Origin of the sequence: Lacrimispora amygdalina (assembly GCF_003432035.1) — a bacterium.
In the GTDB taxonomy this organism is placed as follows: Bacteria; Bacillota; Clostridia; order Lachnospirales; family Lachnospiraceae; genus Lacrimispora; species Lacrimispora amygdalina.
Genome location: NZ_QOHO01000077.1, coordinates 1 through 19,357, shown reverse-complemented (window position 1 = coordinate 19,357; position 19,357 = coordinate 1). Strand labels below are relative to the sequence as shown.

Genomic DNA, 19,357 nt, shown 5'->3' with positions numbered 1-19,357 from the left:
GGTGAAAACAGGATGGGAGTCCGAAGCTTTTACCAAAAGGGCCTGTTCTATTGACAACAGGAATATCAGGTACTAAACTTTAAAAAGGCAGGTCTGGGAAAAGACCAAGTATGGGGTTTTAGGAGGAAGCAGATGTGAGATATAAATTAGACAAAAGACTGATTCCTGTAAAGGCGGAAGAGTCTGTATCAGAGGATGACATTCTGATTGAAATTCTAAGCAGGGAAGAATATACAAGCAGACATCATACCCGTTATGAGGATCATTTGCTGATCCGGAATCTGGAACGTGGACAGTATTGCAGGACGGATTTGTTAAAAGACTGTGTAATAGGAACGCTGGTAATTCCTGTGAAGAAAAATCCTTTAAAGCGCCCGTTGGTTTTTGGTTATTATATGAGTGAGAACCGTCTGATCCTGATTGACGACAGCGGGGAAGCTGACAGAATGCTCAAGGAGATGGATAAGACGCAGATCTTTGATAAAACCTACCCGGCTCATCTCCTGTTTGAGCTTCTGGAATACCAGGTCAGAGACGAGATTGAATATCTTCAGAAATATGAGGAACACTTAACAGAAATGGAAGACAGAATCATGAGCGGCAGAAGGGAAAAGGAAGACGTGCTGGGAATTATTCTAAAGGCCAGGAAGGAACTTGCCAGGGTTACGTCCTATTACGGGCAGCTGATGAACATGAGCCAGACCTTAACAGAGAATTACAATGGGCTGTTAAAGGAGGAAGAACAGGCGTTGTTCCACTTGTTTACAGGGAGAATGGCAAGGCTTTCGGAGTACGCAAGGGAACTGCGGGAATATGCCCAGCAGATCCGTGAGATGTATCAGGTTCGGATGGAAATGAAACAGAATCATGCGTTGTCCTTTCTTACCATGGTGACTGCTGTTTTTGCTCCCCTGTCTCTCATTGCAGGCTGGTATGGCATGAATTTTAAAAATATGCCGGAGCTTAGCTGGACTTACGGATATCCGCTTTGTATCCTCATAAGCATACTACTGATTACTCTTGAAATATGGTATTTCACCAGAAAAGGGTGGTTAAAAAAATAACATTCACAAGAATTGCTTCTAAATTAAATCAATAGAAAAATAATGTGATTCCCTTGACACGAAAAAAAATTTCTGCTATACTTTACTTTCGTGTGAAACGAGAGGATGAAGGTCTGAGACGTGCCTGATACCTCTCGTTTTGTTTGCGATAGTGTGTTTGTGCGGCCGTCGGCAACATAAGAACCCGGCTGGCAATGAGAAAGGAATTAATCATTTATGGAAACAGTAAGATTTGATGAATTACAATTAGATGAAAGAATTCTGCGGGCAGTAGCAGATATGGGATTTGAAGAGGCATCTCCGATCCAGACCCAGGCAATTCCGGTTCAGCTGGAAGGAAGAGATATCATTGGTCAGGCCCAGACAGGAACGGGAAAGACCGCAGCCTTTGGAATTCCCCTGTTACAGAAAATTGACCCTAAGGTAAAAAAGCTTCAGGCGGTGGCCCTCTGTCCTACCAGAGAGCTTGCAATTCAGGTGGCAGATGAGATCCGCAGGCTTGCTAAATATATGCATGGTGTGAAGGTTGTCCCGATCTATGGCGGCCAGGACATTGTGAAACAGATCCGTTCCTTAAAAGACGGTACTCAGATCATCATCGGTACACCGGGACGTGTTATGGACCATATGCGCCGGAAAACGGTTAAGTTTGACTTTGTTCATACGGTAGTTATGGATGAAGCAGATGAGATGCTGAACATGGGATTTTTAGAGGATATGGAAACCATATTGAGTCAGCTTCCCGAAGAACGGCAGACAGTTATGTTTTCTGCCACTATGCCTTCTGCAATTCTTGATATTGCAAGAAAGTTCCAGAAGGAGCCGGTAAATGTAAAGGTAGTAAAGAAAGAACTGACTGTGCCGAAAGTGACCCAGTATTACTATGAGGTAAAGCCGAAGAGTAAAGTGGAAGTAATGTGCCGTCTTTTAGATATGTATGCACCGAAGCTTTCCGTAGTTTTCTGCAACACCAAAAAGCAGGTAGATGAGCTGGTACAGGCACTCCAGGGCAGAGGATATTTTGCAGAAGGTCTTCACGGAGATTTAAAGCAGATCCAGCGTGACCGTGTTATGAACAGCTTCCGTAACGGTAAGACAGAGATTCTTGTGGCAACTGATGTGGCAGCCCGTGGAATCGACGTAGATGACGTAGAAGCGGTATTTAACTATGACCTTCCCCAGGATGACGAGTACTATGTACATCGTATCGGCCGTACAGGCCGCGCCGGCCGTGAAGGAATCGCATTCAGCTTCGTGGTAGGCAAGGAAGTATACAAACTTCGTGACATTCAGCGCTACTGCAAGACCAAGATTGTACCTCAGGCAATTCCATCACTGAACGATGTAACTGCCATTAAGGTAGACAAGATTCTGGAAGGCGTAGCAGCTACCATCGGTGATACAGATCTCAGCAAAACGGTTAACATCATTGAGAAGAAGCTGTTGGAAGAGGATTACACCTCTCTTGATCTGGCAGCAGCCCTCTTACGTATGATGATGGGTGAAGAGAACGAAGACATCATCGATACCAGAGAACCCCGTTCCCTTGATGAGCTGGAAGGCTTCGGAGGCGGAAACGGCAGCAGAGGCAGAGGAAGAGGCAATGGCCGCGGAGGAAACAGCGGAAGATATGATTCTTCTTCCAGAGAAGACATGGCCCGCTTATTCATTAACATCGGCAAGAACCAGAACGTAAAACCAGGAGATATTCTTGGTGCCATTGCCGGAGAATCCGGTATGCCCGGCAAGATGGTTGGAAGCATCGACATGTATGACAAATATACATTTGTAGAAGTTCCAAGAGAAAGTGCTGATGCCGTGTTAACTGCCATGAAGGACGTAAAAATCAAAGGTAAAAATATCCATATGGAAAAAGCCAACGGAAAAGGCAGATAAATTTTCGGGAGCTGAACAACGAAGGAAGACGGCCTGTCTTACCGGATTTGTTTAGCTCCTGTTTTTTTCTTGCTTCCGGAAAGAAAACAGGATACAATTAGTTTAAATGAGGAGTCAATTGGAGGACCAAATGGCAGAGTGGAAGAAAAATGACAGGATCCAGGTGTTGATTGAGGATCTTAGTGAAACCGGAGAAGGAATCGGAAAAACCGATGGCTTCACCTGGTTTATAAAGGATACGGTAATCGGGGATCAGGTGGAAGCAAAAGCAATGAAGGTGAAAAAATCCTACGGTTTTGCACACTTAGAGCGGATCATCAAGCCGTCAGAAGGCAGAATCACTCCCCGGTGTCCGGTAGCGAGGCAGTGCGGAGGCTGTCAGCTGCAGGCCATGAGCTATGAAGAACAGCTTCGTTATAAGGAACGTAAAATTTATGGCAACATTACCCGTATCGGCGGTTTTACGGAAGTTCCCATGCTTCCCATTATGGGAATGGACGAGCCATGGAGATATCGGAATAAAGCCCAGTTCCCATGGGGGCTGGATAAGGAAGGAAGACCTGTCGCAGGATTTTATGCAGGAAGGACCCATGCGATTATCGGGTGCGAGGACTGTCTGTTGGGGGTTGAGGAGAACCAGGAGGTGTTGAGGCGGATTAAGGCCCACATGGAGCGGTATCATCTGGCTCCTTATGAGGAGAGCACTCATAAGGGCCTGATTCGTCATACGCTGATCCGGAAAGGGTTTCAGACAGGAGAGCTGATGGTGTGTCAGGTAATTAATGGCAATCAGCTGCCGCACAGCGAGGAGCTGGTAAAAAGTCTGCTTGAAATCCCTGGAATGACGAGTATATCCCTGAATGTGAATAGGGAACAGACAAATGTGATTCTTGGAAACAAGGTGGAGAACCTTTATGGCCCAGGATACATTACGGATTATATTGGTTCCGTACAATACCGTATTTCCCCTCTTTCTTTTTATCAGGTCAATCCGGTGCAGACCGAGAAGTTATACGGAACTGCTTTGGAGTATGCGGGACTTACCGGCGGAGAAACTGTCTGGGATCTGTATTGCGGTATCGGAACCATATCCCTGTTTCTTGCTCAGAAGGCGAAGAAGGTCTATGGAGTGGAGATCGTTCCCCAGGCAATTGATGATGCAAGGGAAAACGCAAGGCTGAACGGCATTGAGAACGCAGAGTTTTTCGTGGGAAAGGCAGAGGAGGTACTGCCGGAACAGTATGAAAAGAATCAGGTTTATGCTGATGTGATCGTTGTGGACCCGCCAAGGAAAGGGTGTGATGAGAAATGCCTGGAGACCATTGTGAAAATGGGACCGGAGCGGGTGGTGTATGTCAGCTGTGATTCTGCGACTTTAGCAAGGGATTTGAAGTACCTGGCGGAGAGAGGGTATGAGCTTGTTAAGGTGAGAGGGTGTGATATGTTTCCGTGGACTACGCATGTTGAGACGGTTGTTCTTTTGTCCCAACAAAAACCGAATGATCGAATTAAGGTTGATTTGGATTTAGATGAGCTAGATGCAACAAGTGCAGAGACGAAAGCGACGTATGCTGAGATTAAGGATTACGTGCTAAAGGAGCATGGATTGAAAGTTTCTAATCTGTATATTTCACAGGTGAAAAGGAAATGTGGATTAGAGGTTGGGGAGAATTATAATCTGGCGAAGTCTGAAGATGCGAAGCAACCGAATTGCCCAGAAGAGAAGGAAAAGGCGATAGTGGATGCGTTGGAGCACTTTGGGATGATATAAAATAGATTACAGATAAAAGATAAAAGCTGAACCAATCAAAATGGGTTTGGCTTTTATTTTGTAAAATTCTAGAAAAATAAAAAAGAACTATTAAAATTACTTTCCCAAAACACCCCAAACTACCCTTTTACGGAGTGGCTTTTTAAGAATTCGTATGGTAAAATTTTTATAAATTTGTATTATTAGCCAGAATAATGTATGAAATTATTGCATTGTCTTGTAAAAGGAGTATGTAGATGACAGATTATGAGATGAAACTGTTTTTACGAATGGACTTTATGTGAAATATACGAGCCCCTCTGATACAGGTAGAAGACACATGTATTAGTGGGGATTATTTTATAGAGGGAGCTAAAAATGGAAGAGAAGAAAGAAAAGTATGTAGATGCCGAATTTCCAATCGATGAGGAGTTCTACATACGTCCCAAAATAGCAAATAAGAAAATGAAGGCAGCACAGACATTATTGCAGACAGTGTATCTCTATGGGATTTCGGGATGTGGGAAAACCGCGTTTATCCGTGATTATTTAGGGAAAAAGCAGTATTACTATTATTCCGCAGAGCAACTGAATGCAGAAGACCTGGATATTGCACTTCATGATAAACCGTTGATTGTGGTAATTGATGATCTGCATCAGCTTCGTACAGATGAACTTCGTGAACAAATCATTAAAAAGATAGAAATACTGGCTAGAAGACCTGATGTCTGGCTGATCCTATCTGGAAGAAGTAGAATGCCATCCTGGCTACTTTCTGTCTATTACCGGAAAGTGTTTACGGTCATAGAGGAAGAGGAGTTAGTGCTTTCTGATGCCGAAGTGATACAGTATATGTCACTTTGGGGGCTGACATTAACCGAAGAAGATTATAAAAAAATCATAGGACTAACAAAGGGAATTGGAATCATTATTAGATTAGTTGCAATGGAGCTTGCATCTGGAAGGCCATTTGATTCTAGCTACATTGAGCGTATGAGAAATGACTTTTGGGATTATCTTGACAGTCATGTCTATGACCAGTGGGAAGTAGAAATTCAGGAATTTTTGATGCAGATTTGTATCGTAGAGGAATTTGATAAACATCTGGCAGAAATGATTACAGGCAGAACAGATGTGGAGAGAATGATAGCTATAGCAGAACAGCTGGGAAATTTTTTACAGTTTAGGGAAGCAATTGCAGGAAAGAGAATCTATGAAATCAGGCTTGCCATGAGACATTCCATGCGAAGACGGCTTCTTCGTACCTATCCAAAAGAAAAATGGGAACGACTTTATTATAACGCAGGTCTTTACTACGAATTAGAGAGCGATACACCAAATGCCCTGAAGATGTACGAAGCCTGTCATGATACAGAGAGAATCGCAGGGCTTTTAATCTCCAATGCAAGAAAGAATCCAGCAAGCGGTCATTATTATGAATTAAGACAATATTATCTTTCCCTTCCAGAAGAGAAAATCAGGGAAAGTGTGGAGCTGATGGCAGGTATGAGTATGCTTCAGTCCATGTTATTAAATATAGAAGAAAGTGAACGCTGGTACGAGGAATTAAAGACGTTGGAAGAACGTATCAGTGGAAGTGCGAAAAAAGCTGCAAAAGGTCAGCTTGTCTATTTGGATATTGGCTTGCCACATCGTGGAAGTAGTAGCTTAATTGATATTTTGAAAAATGCTGGTTCACTTTTGATGAATCGGAATATCAGTCTTCCAGAATTCTCTGTTACTAGCAACCTGCCATCCCAGATGAACGGTGGTAAGGATTTTTGTGAATGGAGCAAGAGGGATAAGGAACTGGCAAACAGCATCGGAAAAATCATAGAATTTACCCTTGGGAAATATGGAAAAGGTTTGGTGAATCTGGCACTTGCAGAAAGCTTTTTGGAAAAAGGAGAGGACAGCTACGAAATTGCCAATCTGACTAACAAAGGGATGATGCAGGCGCAGGCAGGTGGGAAAATTGAGCAATGCTTTGTGGCAGCAGGTATTTTAGCATGGCTTCATATTTTAAATGACCATGCAGAGGATGCCAAAGAGTTATTGCTTCATTTTCAGAAAAAGGCAGAGCAGGAAGCTTCACCAAAACTCTTATCTAATTTAATGGCTATGCAAATCAGGATTGGACTTTATCAGGGAAAGACGGCTGAGGCAGTGGAGTGGATGGAGCAGGCACCAAGTGAAGAACTAGAATTTTCAACCATGGAGCGTTTTCGGTATCTGACTAAAGTACGAGTTTATCTGTTAATGGGAAAATTTGAAAAGGCGATTACTCTTTTGCAACGTATCCAGTATTATGCCGAGATGATGCATAGGACTTATATTTTCATGGAAGCAAATCTGTTACTTGCCATTACCCAGTATCGGATGGGAAATGAGAAATGGATGGGAACCTTACAAAAGACAGTAAACCAGGCAGAAGACTATCACTTTGTAAGACTCATTTCCAGAGAAGGTGCCGCAGTGAACCGCATGTTGAAGGAAATGAATTGGAATGGAAAAAATTCCAAATACGTCCAGACAGTACTGGCAGAGACAGAAAAGATAGCACTTGCCTACCCGGGATATTTAAAGCAGGCAGCAGAAGAAGCCGTCTTTAGTGAAAATGCAATTAAAATCTTAAAGCTTCAGGCGGAAGGATTATCGACTACTGAAATTGCAGGAGAGCTTGGACTTAAAATAGAAAATGTTAAATATCATAACAAACAAAACTTTAAGAAACTAGGTGTTAATAGTAAAACAGCCGCAGTCATGGAGGCAAGAAAGAGGAAGCTGATCTGATCATACAGCGTTCTTTGCCAGAGATTATTTGATAATAGCAAAAATTATTTTCATTCATAGACAATAAAAAACAGGCCTTTGCAAAATAAAAGGGATAGAAAACGGAGGAATTTATGGAAAAAAGAAAAGAAACAGAGAAAAAGTGCAACCATTCCATTCGAAGTAAATGGAAACGGGTGATGGCGGTGGCACTGTCAGTTCTGATGGTGACTTCTGTAATTGATTATAGTGGATTAGTCAATGTAAATGCGCAGACAGAGAGTGATGCAAAAATAGTGACCGCCTTTGCAGAGTTACCGGAAGACATTTGCAACCAGCAAATAGCAGAAGGAGTAAATGAAGAGGATATCAATCTGCCGGATATACTGAACGTGACCGTAAAGTCATTCGTACAGGAAAATGTAGATGCAGTTGTTGAAAGCGTTGAGGATAACACGCAAGGTGTTCCTGAAGTTGCTGCAGATGAAACAACTGTGAAAATGGCAGAAGAAAGTACAGAAACAAATACACAAGAAAGTACAACTACTGTCAGTCCAGAAGAAACATCTGCAGAAAATGCAGATGACAGTACGCTGGAAAACGAAGTTCAAAACAATGAATCAGATCAAAAGGAAACGGTTGAAACGGTTACCGTTGAAAGCAGTGACAATTATGCTGCGCCAACTTCTCAAAGCGTGGAAACCGTGATACAGGATACGACAGAAGCAGAAACGAAAACAAAGGAAGTCATTGAGGATATTACGCTAGAGAATATTACATGGAAAATCAATGCCACAGCGAGTGCATCCGATACCTTCGATTCCACCAGTGCAGGTGCAGTATATATTTATGAGCCGGTTCTACCTGAGGGATATTCTGTTGCAGAAGGCGTAAGTCTTCCACAGATTAAAGTAGAAATAATAGAAAAAGAAGAAAATAATGGGACGTTTCAGGAAAGTAAAACAATTGATGGCATTGAGATTATGGTCAAGGCGGATGCAGGCGTATTCCCGGAGGGTGCGTTATTAAATGTCAGGAAGATTGTAGATGACAATGAGCAGGGAAAAATAGAAGAAGCGGTTAAGGAAGAAGTAGGAACAGAAGAGGAAGCAAAAACAGTAGAGGAATTGATTTCCTTTGACATCACTATTACGGACGCGGAGGGCAACGAGCTTCAGCCAGACACCAGCAAGGGCGAGGTAAAGGTCTCCTTTGCGCAGTTGCCTATGGTGACAGAGGACACCGCACCCACGCAGGAGCTGAAGGTCTTTCACATGGATGATTCTTTAAGCGAAGCAAAGGGCTTGGACACCACTGTGAATCAAGAGACAGAATCTGTGGAAGCGACAGCAGAGCATTTCTCGGTCTACACCGTGGCACAGCTCACCGATGAAATCAAAGAGAATGTAGAAGCGGAAATCAAGGCAGCAGATGGAACGCTCGCCTACTATGACACCATAGAGGAAGCGATTACTGCCGCACAGAGCATGAGCGGTAGTACGGTGACGCTATTGAAAGATGTGCAGACTGAAAGCTTTTTTACTGTCAGTTCGGGAACATTTACCATTGATTTAAATGGAAAAACATGGAATTGCACATATGTTTACGGCATGGCTTTGAAAGTGCAAGGAAGCGCCGGCAGTCAGGTTGCCATCACATTTAAGGATAGTGCCGGGGGTGGTAGCTTTACCACGGACGGAAGCTACTCCATATATTTGATGAATGGTTATGCTTCTGTTGTATTTGAAGGAGGAAACTATACTGGCATCAACTATTCATATGACAATGTAGGAGATGCACTGGGAACAGGTTATGTTTACAGAAACAACAGTGACGGCTCGGTAGTGACCGACACGAGCGGATATACAATTTCTAATGTCACCGTAACACCCGCACCGGTAAAAATCACCGCCCAGCCAGAGGATACTGTTGTCGCGCCAGGTTATAGCGAGGCGCCGACGTTCGCTGTGACGGCGGAAACGGTGCCTGCGGATTCCGGCGAAGCAATTTCGTACCAGTGGTATAAGGATAGTACAGCCATTGACAGTGCAACAAGTGCAAGCTATACGGTTGAACCTGGTCTTCTAGAGGGGAATTATACTTATTACTGCGCCGTCACTTGCGATGGCTATACGGTAAATTCGGATAATGCCACACTTTATGTTGCATCTGCCGAAGGCAATTACACAGTAACAGCGTCAAACGGCATCACATTGAGTTATCCTACGCTGGAAACAGCCATCACTGCGGCAAAAAGCAAACCGAACAGTACCGTCAAGCTGCTTGCCGACGCCACGACGGCAAGCCAGGTGGAGGTCAGCACCGGCACATTTACCATTGATTTAAACGGCAAAACATGGGCCTGTACCGGCGGGCTATGGTTGAAATATGGAAGTAATGTCACGCTGAAAGACAGTGCCGGCGGCGGTGTGATGACAAGGGCCACTTCCATAACGATATGTGTAAGCGATGCTATATTAACTGTTGAAAGCGGTACCTATAAAAATACCAGCTATCAAACAGGGGGTGGCACTCCGACAGCGGTACTATTTGTAAATACCGGTGATGCCGGTTCCGTTACGATTCGGGGTGGCAGATTTGAAAGCAGCGATCCAGTCGGCAGAGCAGCATATTTCCAACAAGCCAACGTGGATATTTCAGGTGGCTACTTTGGCACGATGAGTGTGTATTTTGAAAGCTGCAAAAGCGTTGCCCTTTCCGGCGGGGAATATTGCTACATCACCATAGACAACTTTCCAGTGGGCAGTCTGCTGGCAAGCGGCTATGGTTTTAAGAACAAGTCGGATAATACCTGGGTGAACAATCTGGGCAGAAACGGCTATTCTTATAATGACTTGGCAAACTATTTTCTGTCCAAGCCTATCACTGTCCAGCCGCTACCGGTTCAAATCACCGCCCAGCCGCAGGCCACATCCGCGACCTACGGATATACCAGCGCTACCATGAGCGTCACGGCGGCCAAAACCTCCGCCGCGCCGGAGGGCAGCAGTATTTCGTACCAATGGTATCGCGTAAAGAGCGGCGATGAAACCAGCGACACGGCTTTGGGAACAACTGCCACACAGACGCTGCCAACTGGTCTTGACGCAGGCACCCACAGCTTTTACTGCGTAGTCACCTGCGACGGCTATATCCTGAACAGCCAAAGCGCGACTTTTACGGTGGAACAGAAAGACATTTCCGCCAGTACTCTGGCATTGGATATTCCCGAAGGCGGCTATACCTATGACAAAACAGCTAAAACACCGGCTGTTACCCTTACGCTGGACGGACACACTTTAGCTTTGGGCACGGATTATATTCTTGATTACATGGATAACACCGATGCCGGCACCGCAAGCGTTACCATCACCGGGCAAGGCAATTACACCGGAACAAAAGGCGGAACATTTAACATTAAAAAAGCCACAGCGAGTATCACTCTTGAGATAAAAGGCGCGGGAGCAGATGATGAAATCGTGTATGGAAGCGCCGTCACCTATACGGTGCGTATTACGGGTGTAGACGGAGCAGCGCTTACGAATGCTTCGATTGTATCGGTTTACTGTGTCAATGGGGGCAATCCTGTAGGCTATGTGATGGAATATAACACGGAGAAAGGCTCATATTTCATATCGCAAACAAATTTTATTAACGTAAGCCCCGGAACCTATCCGTTTTATGCAATCGCTGTTTTTCCAGAAGGGAGCGATACTGACAAAAATTATGTATTGGGCGAGGAAAACGAGATAATAAGTGAAGAAATTTCGAAGGATGTTCAAAAAGCGGATACGTCTGTTGCGTTTGATTCGTCCTATACAGGGAACTATTACTACACTGGAAGCCCTGTATCCAACCCAACAGTATCGGATTTGAGCATCATAGGCGCGTCCTATAGCAATGTGGTTTTTACATGGTATGACCAGACAAGCACCAAGCTGGACACTCCGCCAACTCTGCCGGGTAGCTATATCCTTGCGGTGAGCATTCCAGAAAATGATTATTTCAAATCAAGCTCAAATACGAAATCCGTAACCATCGGTTCCTATGACGGCACTGTAACAGTTGCCTATAACGGCAGCACCACAAAGGCGGACTGGTATACCGGGGATGTGCAGATTTCCGCAGACGGCTATACCGTCGGCGACAGCGCGGACGGAACCTTTGCAGAATCCTATCTGTTAAGCGGAGAGGGTGAAGTCAGCAAGACGCTCTATTTCAAAGAAAATGGCACCGGCTATATCACAGACGGAAAGAGCGTTTCGGTAAGCATTGACAAAACCGCACCGGCATTTTCTGCGGATACGGATGGTATCACCATCAGCGACAACAACTGGAAGGGATTCTTGAATAATATCACCTTCGGGCATTTCTTTAAGGAAAATAAAGATGTCAGCATTTCGGCAACAGACAGCGGCTCCGGCGTGGATAAGTATTATTACTATATTGATACTGGCAGTACGACAGTTAAAACAGCCGAGGAACTGAATGGTCTTTCATTTACAGAAGGCAGCAGCTTTTCCATTACCGATGAGAACAAATACATTATCTATGCGTATGCGGTAGACCATGCAGGCAACAAAAGCGCCTATATCTGCACAGACGGAATCGTCATTGACAAGACAGCACCTACGGTTACTTTGACGGCGCCTACGGGTTCTGATCTTGGAGATGTATCAGGGGCAGCAAAAGTAAAAATGGACGAAACAGGAATCATCAGCTATGTTATCAAAACTACCGAGCAAAGTGGTATCACCGCGCAGAATATTTTAGATTCCACAGAAAAGAATACGGTAAGCGTGACAGATGGTCAGGCGGACACAAATCTTGAAGTTGCACTTTCTGGTTTGACAGCGAATACCACCTATTACATGTATGCTGTGGGCACAGACAGTGCACAAAATAACGGCAGTGTGGTGAGCACAAGTTTTACGACCACAACGACACAGCCGGTTTTCGCTGAGAATCCGACCATAACAGGAACCTACGGACAGCAGGTGAAGGACATGGCGGTATCTCAGGTGTCCAGCACCAATGGTGTAGCCGGAAGCTGGAGCGTTTCCAGTACGGATATACCATCTGTAGGAACAGCGGCGACCTATGATGTAGTCTTTACACCAAACGATGCAGTGCAATATGCCACGGTGACGAGAAATATCGTTCCGACCGTGCAGCCGAAAAGTCTGACGGCGGAGGGCGTATCAATCGGAGAGGTTTCCGGCACATATACCTATGACGGAACGGCGAAAACGCCAACCGTTATGGTGACTGACAGTTTGGCGGCCATTACTACATCGGATTTTGAATACAGCTACAGCAACAACACAAATGCCGGAACGGCAACGGCAACGGTAACCATTACCGCAAAAGGCAACTATACCGGAAGCGTAAGCCGTACCTTCACGATTGCAAAAGCACCGGCACCGAGCATTACCTACCCGACGGCAAGCGGCATTACTTACGGACAAAAGCTGTCTGCAAGTGCTTTAAGCTTTAGTAGTACCGAATATGGAACCTTTGCATGGACAAACAGCAATGCGGTTCCGACTGTTTCAAACAGCGGCTATGAGGTTACCTTTACGCCGAACGCCAATACAACTGCAAACTATGACGCTATTACGGGTACCACTCATACGGTTGCCATTACCGTCAGCAAGGCAACTCCTGCTGTGACAGTAAATGCAGTTGTTTCCGATGATGCGGGAAGCCGTAAAGCAACACTGACCGCAACCGTGACTGGTGCAGGCGATGGCGAAAACCCTACTGGTGCTGTGAAATTTGTCAACAGTACAAGCGGCAGTGATGAAGATATTGTAGGAGCGACCGCTGTCACAATCACGGGCGGCAAGGCAACTTACACATGGACTGGGCTTGCCAGTCAGATCTACAAGGTTAAGGCTGTTTACAACGGTAGCGGAAACTATAACACTGCTACCAGTACAGAGCTTAGCTTTGACACCAATAAACAGAATCAAGCGGCACTTAGCATGGAAAGTATCGGTACAAAGACCTATGGCGATGGGACATTTACCCTTTCTGCAACAGGCGGAAACGGTGGCGGAGCTGTGACCTTTGAAAGCTCTGACCCGACTATCGTCAGCATTGCCGGTACCACAGCAACGATTCACAAGGCTGGTACCGTGACCATCACCGCTACCAAGGCGGCAGACAGTACCTACAATGAAGCGACGGCATCGGTATCACTGACTGTGGGCAAAAAGGCGCTAACCATTAAGGCAAATGACCAGTTGAACATTATCAAGGGTGCGGCAATGCCAACGCTTACGTATATCGCAACAGGGCTTGTGGGCAGTGATACCTTTACCAGTCCGACCTTATCTACCACAGCGACGGATACGAATACCATTGGCGAATATGACATCACAATCAGCGGTGGAACCCTTGCCAATGCTGATAGCTATGCAGTCACCTATACAAATGGTAAGCTGACCGTGGTCAATGCGACCTATACCGTGACTGTGACAAACGGAACCGGCAGCGGCAGCTACAGCGAGGGTCAGACCGTAACCATTACGGCAGACAGCCGAGGTGGCTATACTTTCTCCGGCTGGAGCAGTAGTGATGGCGTAACCTTTGCAAACAGCACAACAAGTACAACAACCTTTACCATGCCGGATAAGGCAGTTACCGTTACGGCAAATTATAGTAAAAAAAGCAGTGGAGATAGTGGTAACTCCAATGGGGGATCTACGACTAACAATACGAACAGCAATAAGGATACCACAAACGCTAACCAATCAAACGTAGGAGAAAGTACTGTAATTGGCACTGGAGCAAATCAAAACACAACTGGCACTACACAAGGTGAAACCAGCCAGAAAACTGTGAAAAGTAGCCAAAATGATGAAAATAAGCCTTATCTTGCAGGAGATGAAGAGAAAAGTGGTTGGGAAGCAATTATGACAGAGATCAAAGAAATCTCTGATCAGGAGAGTCAGGAACCTGGTAGGATTATGGTAGAAATGAATGGAGGAACCACAATTCCTGCCAATGTTATCGCTACACTTCAAGGTAAAAATCTTAATCTGGTACTTGATATGGGAGATGGTATCACCTGGACCATAAATGGAATGGATGTATCAGAGGATGCGTTGCTTGATATCGATCTTGGTGTAACAAAGAAAACCAGTGTGATTCCAGAAGATGTGGTAAACAGAATTCGAGGAGAGAACAGAAGTGTTCAGATAGAATTAGCTCATAATGGGGCATTTGGATTCAAAGCTACACTTACCATTGCATTTGAAAAAGGAGAAGTAGGAAAGTTTGCGAATCTATTCTATTACAATGAAGAAACAGGCAAGCTGGAGTATATGGAATCTACACAGGTGGAAGAAGATGGAAAAGCAACCTTAACGTTTGTTCATGCTTCAGCCTATACCATTGTGTTAAGTAATGTGGCGATGGATGAGAGTGCAGTAGATTCTCTCACAGAGACAGAAAACCAAACGGAGGATAGCACAAAAGCAGATTCAACTGAAGTACAGGTAACAGAGGAAACGTCAGGAAATATGATGGTATTCTGGATTCTTCTTGGCATCATAGTTGTCGTAGTGATTGGTGGAACAACCATTTACATGAGAAGAAAAAAAGACAACAAGGAAGAAAACGAAGTATAAAAGAAAGTAGGAAAAGGAAATACAAAAAGTTTGAAAAAAAAGTATAAGAAATAAGAATGAGAGAGGTTACGTAGCAAAACCATGTTACGTAGCCTTTCTTGTTATGCAACTTCTCGCTTATTCTTGACAAGTGAGATGCTCTTCGGTCTTTTTTCAATTTTCACTCAATTCACAGTCAATGTGGGTTAGGTGATTTTTTTGTATTCTTTTATTTGTAAAACAAATTGACCAGAGGGCAGAAAGGAAGGTACAGCATATGTACGAAACAAGTAACGTAGGAAAATATCAGCCGGTAGTCATCGGTATCGATCATGGTTTTAGCCTGATTAAGACTTATCATCACATAATGAGTAATGGAGTAACGAAGACAAGTGGGAAACCACCAGTTTTAGAAAACAGCCTTTACTACAATGGTAACTATTATGTGATTGGTGGTAGCCGAATGACAGTAAATGAGGACAAAACAGAAAATGATAACTATTTTATCCTTACACTGGCTGCAATTGCAAAAGAACTGAAAACAAGAGGGATTGAGAAGTTTGCAAAAGTAGTGTTAGGTGTAGGAGTTCCATTCAAACGATTTGGGGAGGAGCAGGGAAATCTGGTTGATTACCTGACAAGATCAGGACTTATTGCATTCGAATTTGAAGGACAGGAATTTACGATTGTTATCCAAAAGGTCATCTGTTATCCCCAGTGTTTTGCGGCAATTGCAGACCGCATTTCAAATATGGAAGGGAGGTATGTCGTTGCTGATATTGGTTCTTGGACAAAGGATATTGTCTGTATTGATAACAAGAGAATTAATGTTGAGCAGAGTGTAACGATTTCACATTCCATTATCACATTATTTCAGAGTATGAACAGTGCAATATACGCAAAGACAGGCAAGAGAATTCCAGAAGATATTTTGCAGGATTTTATTCTGGAAAAGGAAGTGATTTTGCCTTTTGATGTAAAAGCAATTATTGAACGGCAGTTGAGGGAATTTGCTTATAAAACAGAAGGCCAGCTCAATGAATATGGATTTGATATTGATTATTCTAACATTATCTATGTGGGTGGAGGAGCTACCATTATGAGACGATTCGCACCAGACCGAACGAATGTATCTTATCTGGAAGATGTCAGACTAAATGCCAGAGGATATGAATTACTAGCAAAATCCCAGTTGAATCGGAGTTAATGTATGCAGAAAGTTAAAGATGGATACCGAGCCAGTTTTCGATTGAATGAGGATAATTCCGAACATATGGAAATTTATCAAATGTTTCAAGAACTTATGAAATCAGGGAAATATCGCAATGAATCTGATTTGTATCGAGCGGCAATTGCTAATCTTTACCGAGAGAAACAGGGAAATGGCATTTCCGATGAGCGCAAGGTGGAATTACAGGAATGTGCCAGAATGTCAGCTCATCAAGTAAGTGAACTGGTTCAAGATATTATTAATACTGCAATCGTTGATTTGAAAACCTCTGCAATTAGGGTAGCCCTTACTGATTCTGATATCTCTTCTAAGTCAAAGGAAAATATGGGAATGAAGCCGCCTGAATCATCTGAAGTATTACCAGATGATATATGTGATTTTATGAAGATGTTTGAGTAGATATAGCTTCTATCGGAGATATGCTAAGTCGGACATAGTGGCGACAATATTCGAACGAAGTGAGAAAAATGTCGCCTACTTGTCAGACGTAATAGCTGGGGCTTGGGGTCGCTAGAACCCCAACAAGTTTTGCCCGTTGTGTGTACACAGGGCGAAACTTGCTCTACTATTTGCGACGTATCCGGAGCATATTCACGAGCGGAGCGAGTTATTCGTGAACGACCTTAGGGGAGAGAGCGTAGACCGGAGGGAGGAGCTTGCGACGGCGAAAATCCATGTGCCGTTTCCGGCACTTTTAGTAAATGGAATATTTCTGATGATTGTATTTGGAGAAATTATTGATGAAAGAAGGTGAGAGATTTGAAGAACGACAGAACAGAAGATTTGCATTTCAGGGCAACTCCAGAAGAAAAGGAACTGATAAGAAGAAAGGCGGAAAAAGCGGGACTTTCCATGTCAGACTATTTAAGAAGACAGGCATTATCAAAGAAGGTAACGGTAATTTCGCCTGAGATTTTTAAAGAGTACAAGGAACTTTGTGGTCAGTTTGGATGGTATGGCAATAACATCAATCAGATTGCAAAGCACTTAAATGGTGGTGGCGATCAGTATACCGTCATTCGGTGGCTGGAGAATTATCAGAGGGATCTGGATGATCTGATTATCCGCTTCAAGATGCTGATGGAGAAGAAGATTGCAGCCTAGTGCTGCAATTCTTCTAAATAAACTAGACCAGGGAGGAGGTTTCACAGATGGCAATACTAAAGCATATCGCAAATAAAAGTAAGATATATTCTGGCGCAGAGCAATATCTGTGTTTTGAACATGATGCCAAAACAGGAAAACCATTATTGGATGAGCAAGGCAGAATGATAGCTAGAAAAGGTATTCTAAAAGAAGCCATAAATTGTGATTTTGATTCCTTTGCCGCAGAATGTATGGAAACCAATAATCTTTATCATAAGAATAAGGGAACAGCGGATATCAAAAGTCATGATTATATTCTAAGTTTTGATCCGAAAGATGATATTACGGCAATGGAAGCCATGGAATTAGCAAAGAAATATGCAGAAAAGTTTCTGGAAGGACATCAGGTAATTATCGTAGTTCATCCAGATGGGCACAATGGTAGTGGCAATATCCATGCTCATGTAGTGGCAAATTCTGTTCGCAAGTATCCTGCTGTCAAACAGAAATGGCATGAAAAAGCTTGTGAATATAATCAGGGCTGTAAGCATAAATGCACCAATGCCATGCTTCGGTCAGGAAAACAGTGGGTCATGGATGAGTGTAAAAAGCGTGGACTGAATCAGGTGGATTTATTTCATTCTAAGATACGTGAGGATTATTGGGTACAAAAAAGAGGGTTAGAGAAAGATCCTGACTTCATAACAGATAAAGATAAATTACGAATCTATGTTGATGCAGCTCTTCCTTATGCAATTTCCATGGAGCATTTGGCAGAAGTACTCTATGAGAAATATGAAGTTACGACACGAATTACTAATCAGACCATTTCTTTTAAGCTGGCTGATGCAAAACAAGCAATTCGTGGGAAACGTCTTGGTGATGATTATACAAAACCAGCATTAGAAGAACGCAGACCAAAGTTATTTCAGGAACGACTAGAGACGGAATCTAAGAAAAAAGCTGAGTTAGATTCTATCATACAAAGACATGTGGAAGAAGAAAAAGCGAAAAGGATTGCCATAAAGAAGAAGCAGGAAAAAGAATTATTTGACTCTGTGCAAAATCTAATGAAAACAGTGGATCAATATGTTAAGAGAGAAGATGAGACATATCAGCGAATTATAGATGTCCTGCCAGATGCAATAAAATCCAAAGATTCACAAGAAGTTGTGATGAAGGAACACTCAATACAGGAAAATGCTACGTTGGATACCGTTAGTTCATTCATTGAATCTTCTAGTGAAATTAATGTTAAACAATCAAACTATAGTGAGCCAGTGGAACACTACGATTCCTATATTACAGAAGATTATGCAAAAACAGCAATCGAGGTAGAAAAGGATGCAGTGAAAGAAATGGAGGAAGTTTCAAGACCAAGAGATTGGAGAGAAGAATTTGCAGATTATAAAAAGCTACACCCTGAAATGGATATAGAAGAAATGATTGATTCCTTTGATGATTACTATAATGGACTGTGGGTTAAATATAATGCACAGAATGTAAATCGTGAGATTCGGACAAGGGGGCGTTAGAAAATTTAATTTACAAAAAAAGAAGCTCGACGCATCGGGCTTCTTCAAGGTGTTGTCCGAAGACGACCACGGCAATTCTTAAGTATAATCTAGCAAAGTAATTTGAATTATGCAACTTATTTTGAGATTTGTAATTTGAATTATATTTTATATCGTGTGATAGAGTGCCAGTTCTGTGGAAAGCCCATTTCTTTATATAGTAACTCATGGCTTAAATGTGGACAATCATCAAAAACATCTTTAACGATACGCTTTAATTGCTGTTTGAAAACTTTGAATTCATTATTATCAAGCAGATAACGAAGTGACACAACTACAGCAAAGAGGTCGCTGGTTCCACAGGTATAATGCTCATTTTTTATTGAAAGACCTAATTTGCTGTGAAGTGGCATGTTGGGTATGTTTTC

General features: G+C 43.3%; 10 protein-coding genes and 1 pseudogene. 10 read left to right on the top strand and 1 reads right to left on the bottom strand.

Going from position 1 to position 19,357, the window contains the following annotated elements; genetic code table 11:
* Positions 1-134 precede the first annotated feature (134 nt).
* From DS742_RS22740 to DS742_RS22700, 10 genes are all read left to right on the top strand, one after another.
* Positions 135-1,064 (top strand): magnesium transporter CorA family protein, encoded by a 930-nt coding sequence (locus DS742_RS22740; protein WP_117419249.1) that lies wholly within the window; start codon positions 135-137, stop codon positions 1,062-1,064.
* Between the two features lie 216 nt (positions 1,065-1,280).
* On the top strand, positions 1,281-2,960 hold the full coding sequence (locus tag DS742_RS22735) for a DEAD/DEAH box helicase (RefSeq protein ID WP_117419248.1): 1,680 nt from the start codon (positions 1,281-1,283) through the stop codon (positions 2,958-2,960).
* A 130-nt stretch (positions 2,961-3,090) separates the two neighbouring features.
* A complete protein-coding gene (gene rlmD / locus DS742_RS22730) occupies positions 3,091-4,731 on the top strand; it encodes a 23S rRNA (uracil(1939)-C(5))-methyltransferase RlmD (protein ID WP_117419247.1) in 1,641 nt (546 codons plus the stop codon).
* Positions 4,732-5,088: 357 nt separating this feature from the next.
* On the top strand, positions 5,089-7,503 hold the full coding sequence (locus tag DS742_RS22725) for a winged helix-turn-helix domain-containing protein (protein WP_117419246.1): 2,415 nt from the start codon (positions 5,089-5,091) through the stop codon (positions 7,501-7,503).
* A gap of 113 nt (positions 7,504-7,616) precedes the next feature.
* Positions 7,617-15,119: a beta strand repeat-containing protein gene (locus DS742_RS22720; protein WP_117419245.1), complete on the top strand. Its 7,503-nt coding sequence runs from the start codon at positions 7,617-7,619 to the stop codon at positions 15,117-15,119.
* Between the two features lie 256 nt (positions 15,120-15,375).
* On the top strand, positions 15,376-16,305 hold the full coding sequence (locus DS742_RS22715) for a ParM/StbA family protein (RefSeq protein WP_117419244.1): 930 nt from the start codon (positions 15,376-15,378) through the stop codon (positions 16,303-16,305).
* A gap of 3 nt (positions 16,306-16,308) precedes the next feature.
* A complete protein-coding gene (locus tag DS742_RS22710; protein ID WP_117419243.1) occupies positions 16,309-16,728 on the top strand; it encodes a hypothetical protein in 420 nt (139 codons plus the stop codon).
* Positions 16,729-16,942: 214 nt separating this feature from the next.
* Entirely contained in the window at positions 16,943-17,083 is a 141-nt protein-coding gene (locus DS742_RS29015; RefSeq protein WP_170313552.1) for a hypothetical protein, read from the top strand.
* Between the two features lie 5 nt (positions 17,084-17,088).
* Positions 17,089-17,433, top strand: coding sequence for a plasmid mobilization protein (locus DS742_RS22705; protein WP_170313551.1), 345 nt, complete (start codon positions 17,089-17,091; stop codon positions 17,431-17,433).
* A gap of 47 nt (positions 17,434-17,480) precedes the next feature.
* Positions 17,481-18,950, top strand: a complete 1,470-nt coding sequence (locus tag DS742_RS22700) for a relaxase/mobilization nuclease domain-containing protein (protein WP_117419241.1) — start codon at positions 17,481-17,483, stop codon at positions 18,948-18,950.
* A gap of 140 nt (positions 18,951-19,090) precedes the next feature.
* On the opposite strand, the pseudogene DS742_RS29010 reads toward DS742_RS22700, so the two are convergent.
* Positions 19,091-19,357, bottom strand: a pseudogene (locus DS742_RS29010) (Abi family protein); the annotation flags it as partial.

Excerpts from the sequence above, each read along its gene's own strand:
- DS742_RS22700 (WP_117419241.1), top strand. The coding sequence starts at position 17,481 with ATGGCAATACTAAAGCATATCGCAAATAAAAGTAAGATATATTCTGGC.
- DS742_RS22735 (WP_117419248.1), top strand. The coding sequence starts at position 1,281 with ATGGAAACAGTAAGATTTGATGAATTACAATTAGATGAAAGAATTCTG.
- DS742_RS22720 (WP_117419245.1), top strand. The coding sequence starts at position 7,617 with ATGGAAAAAAGAAAAGAAACAGAGAAAAAGTGCAACCATTCCATTCGA.
- rlmD (WP_117419247.1), top strand. The coding sequence starts at position 3,091 with ATGGCAGAGTGGAAGAAAAATGACAGGATCCAGGTGTTGATTGAGGAT.
- DS742_RS22725 (WP_117419246.1), top strand. The coding sequence starts at position 5,089 with ATGGAAGAGAAGAAAGAAAAGTATGTAGATGCCGAATTTCCAATCGAT.
- DS742_RS22715 (WP_117419244.1), top strand. The coding sequence starts at position 15,376 with ATGTACGAAACAAGTAACGTAGGAAAATATCAGCCGGTAGTCATCGGT.
- DS742_RS22710 (WP_117419243.1), top strand. The coding sequence starts at position 16,309 with ATGCAGAAAGTTAAAGATGGATACCGAGCCAGTTTTCGATTGAATGAG.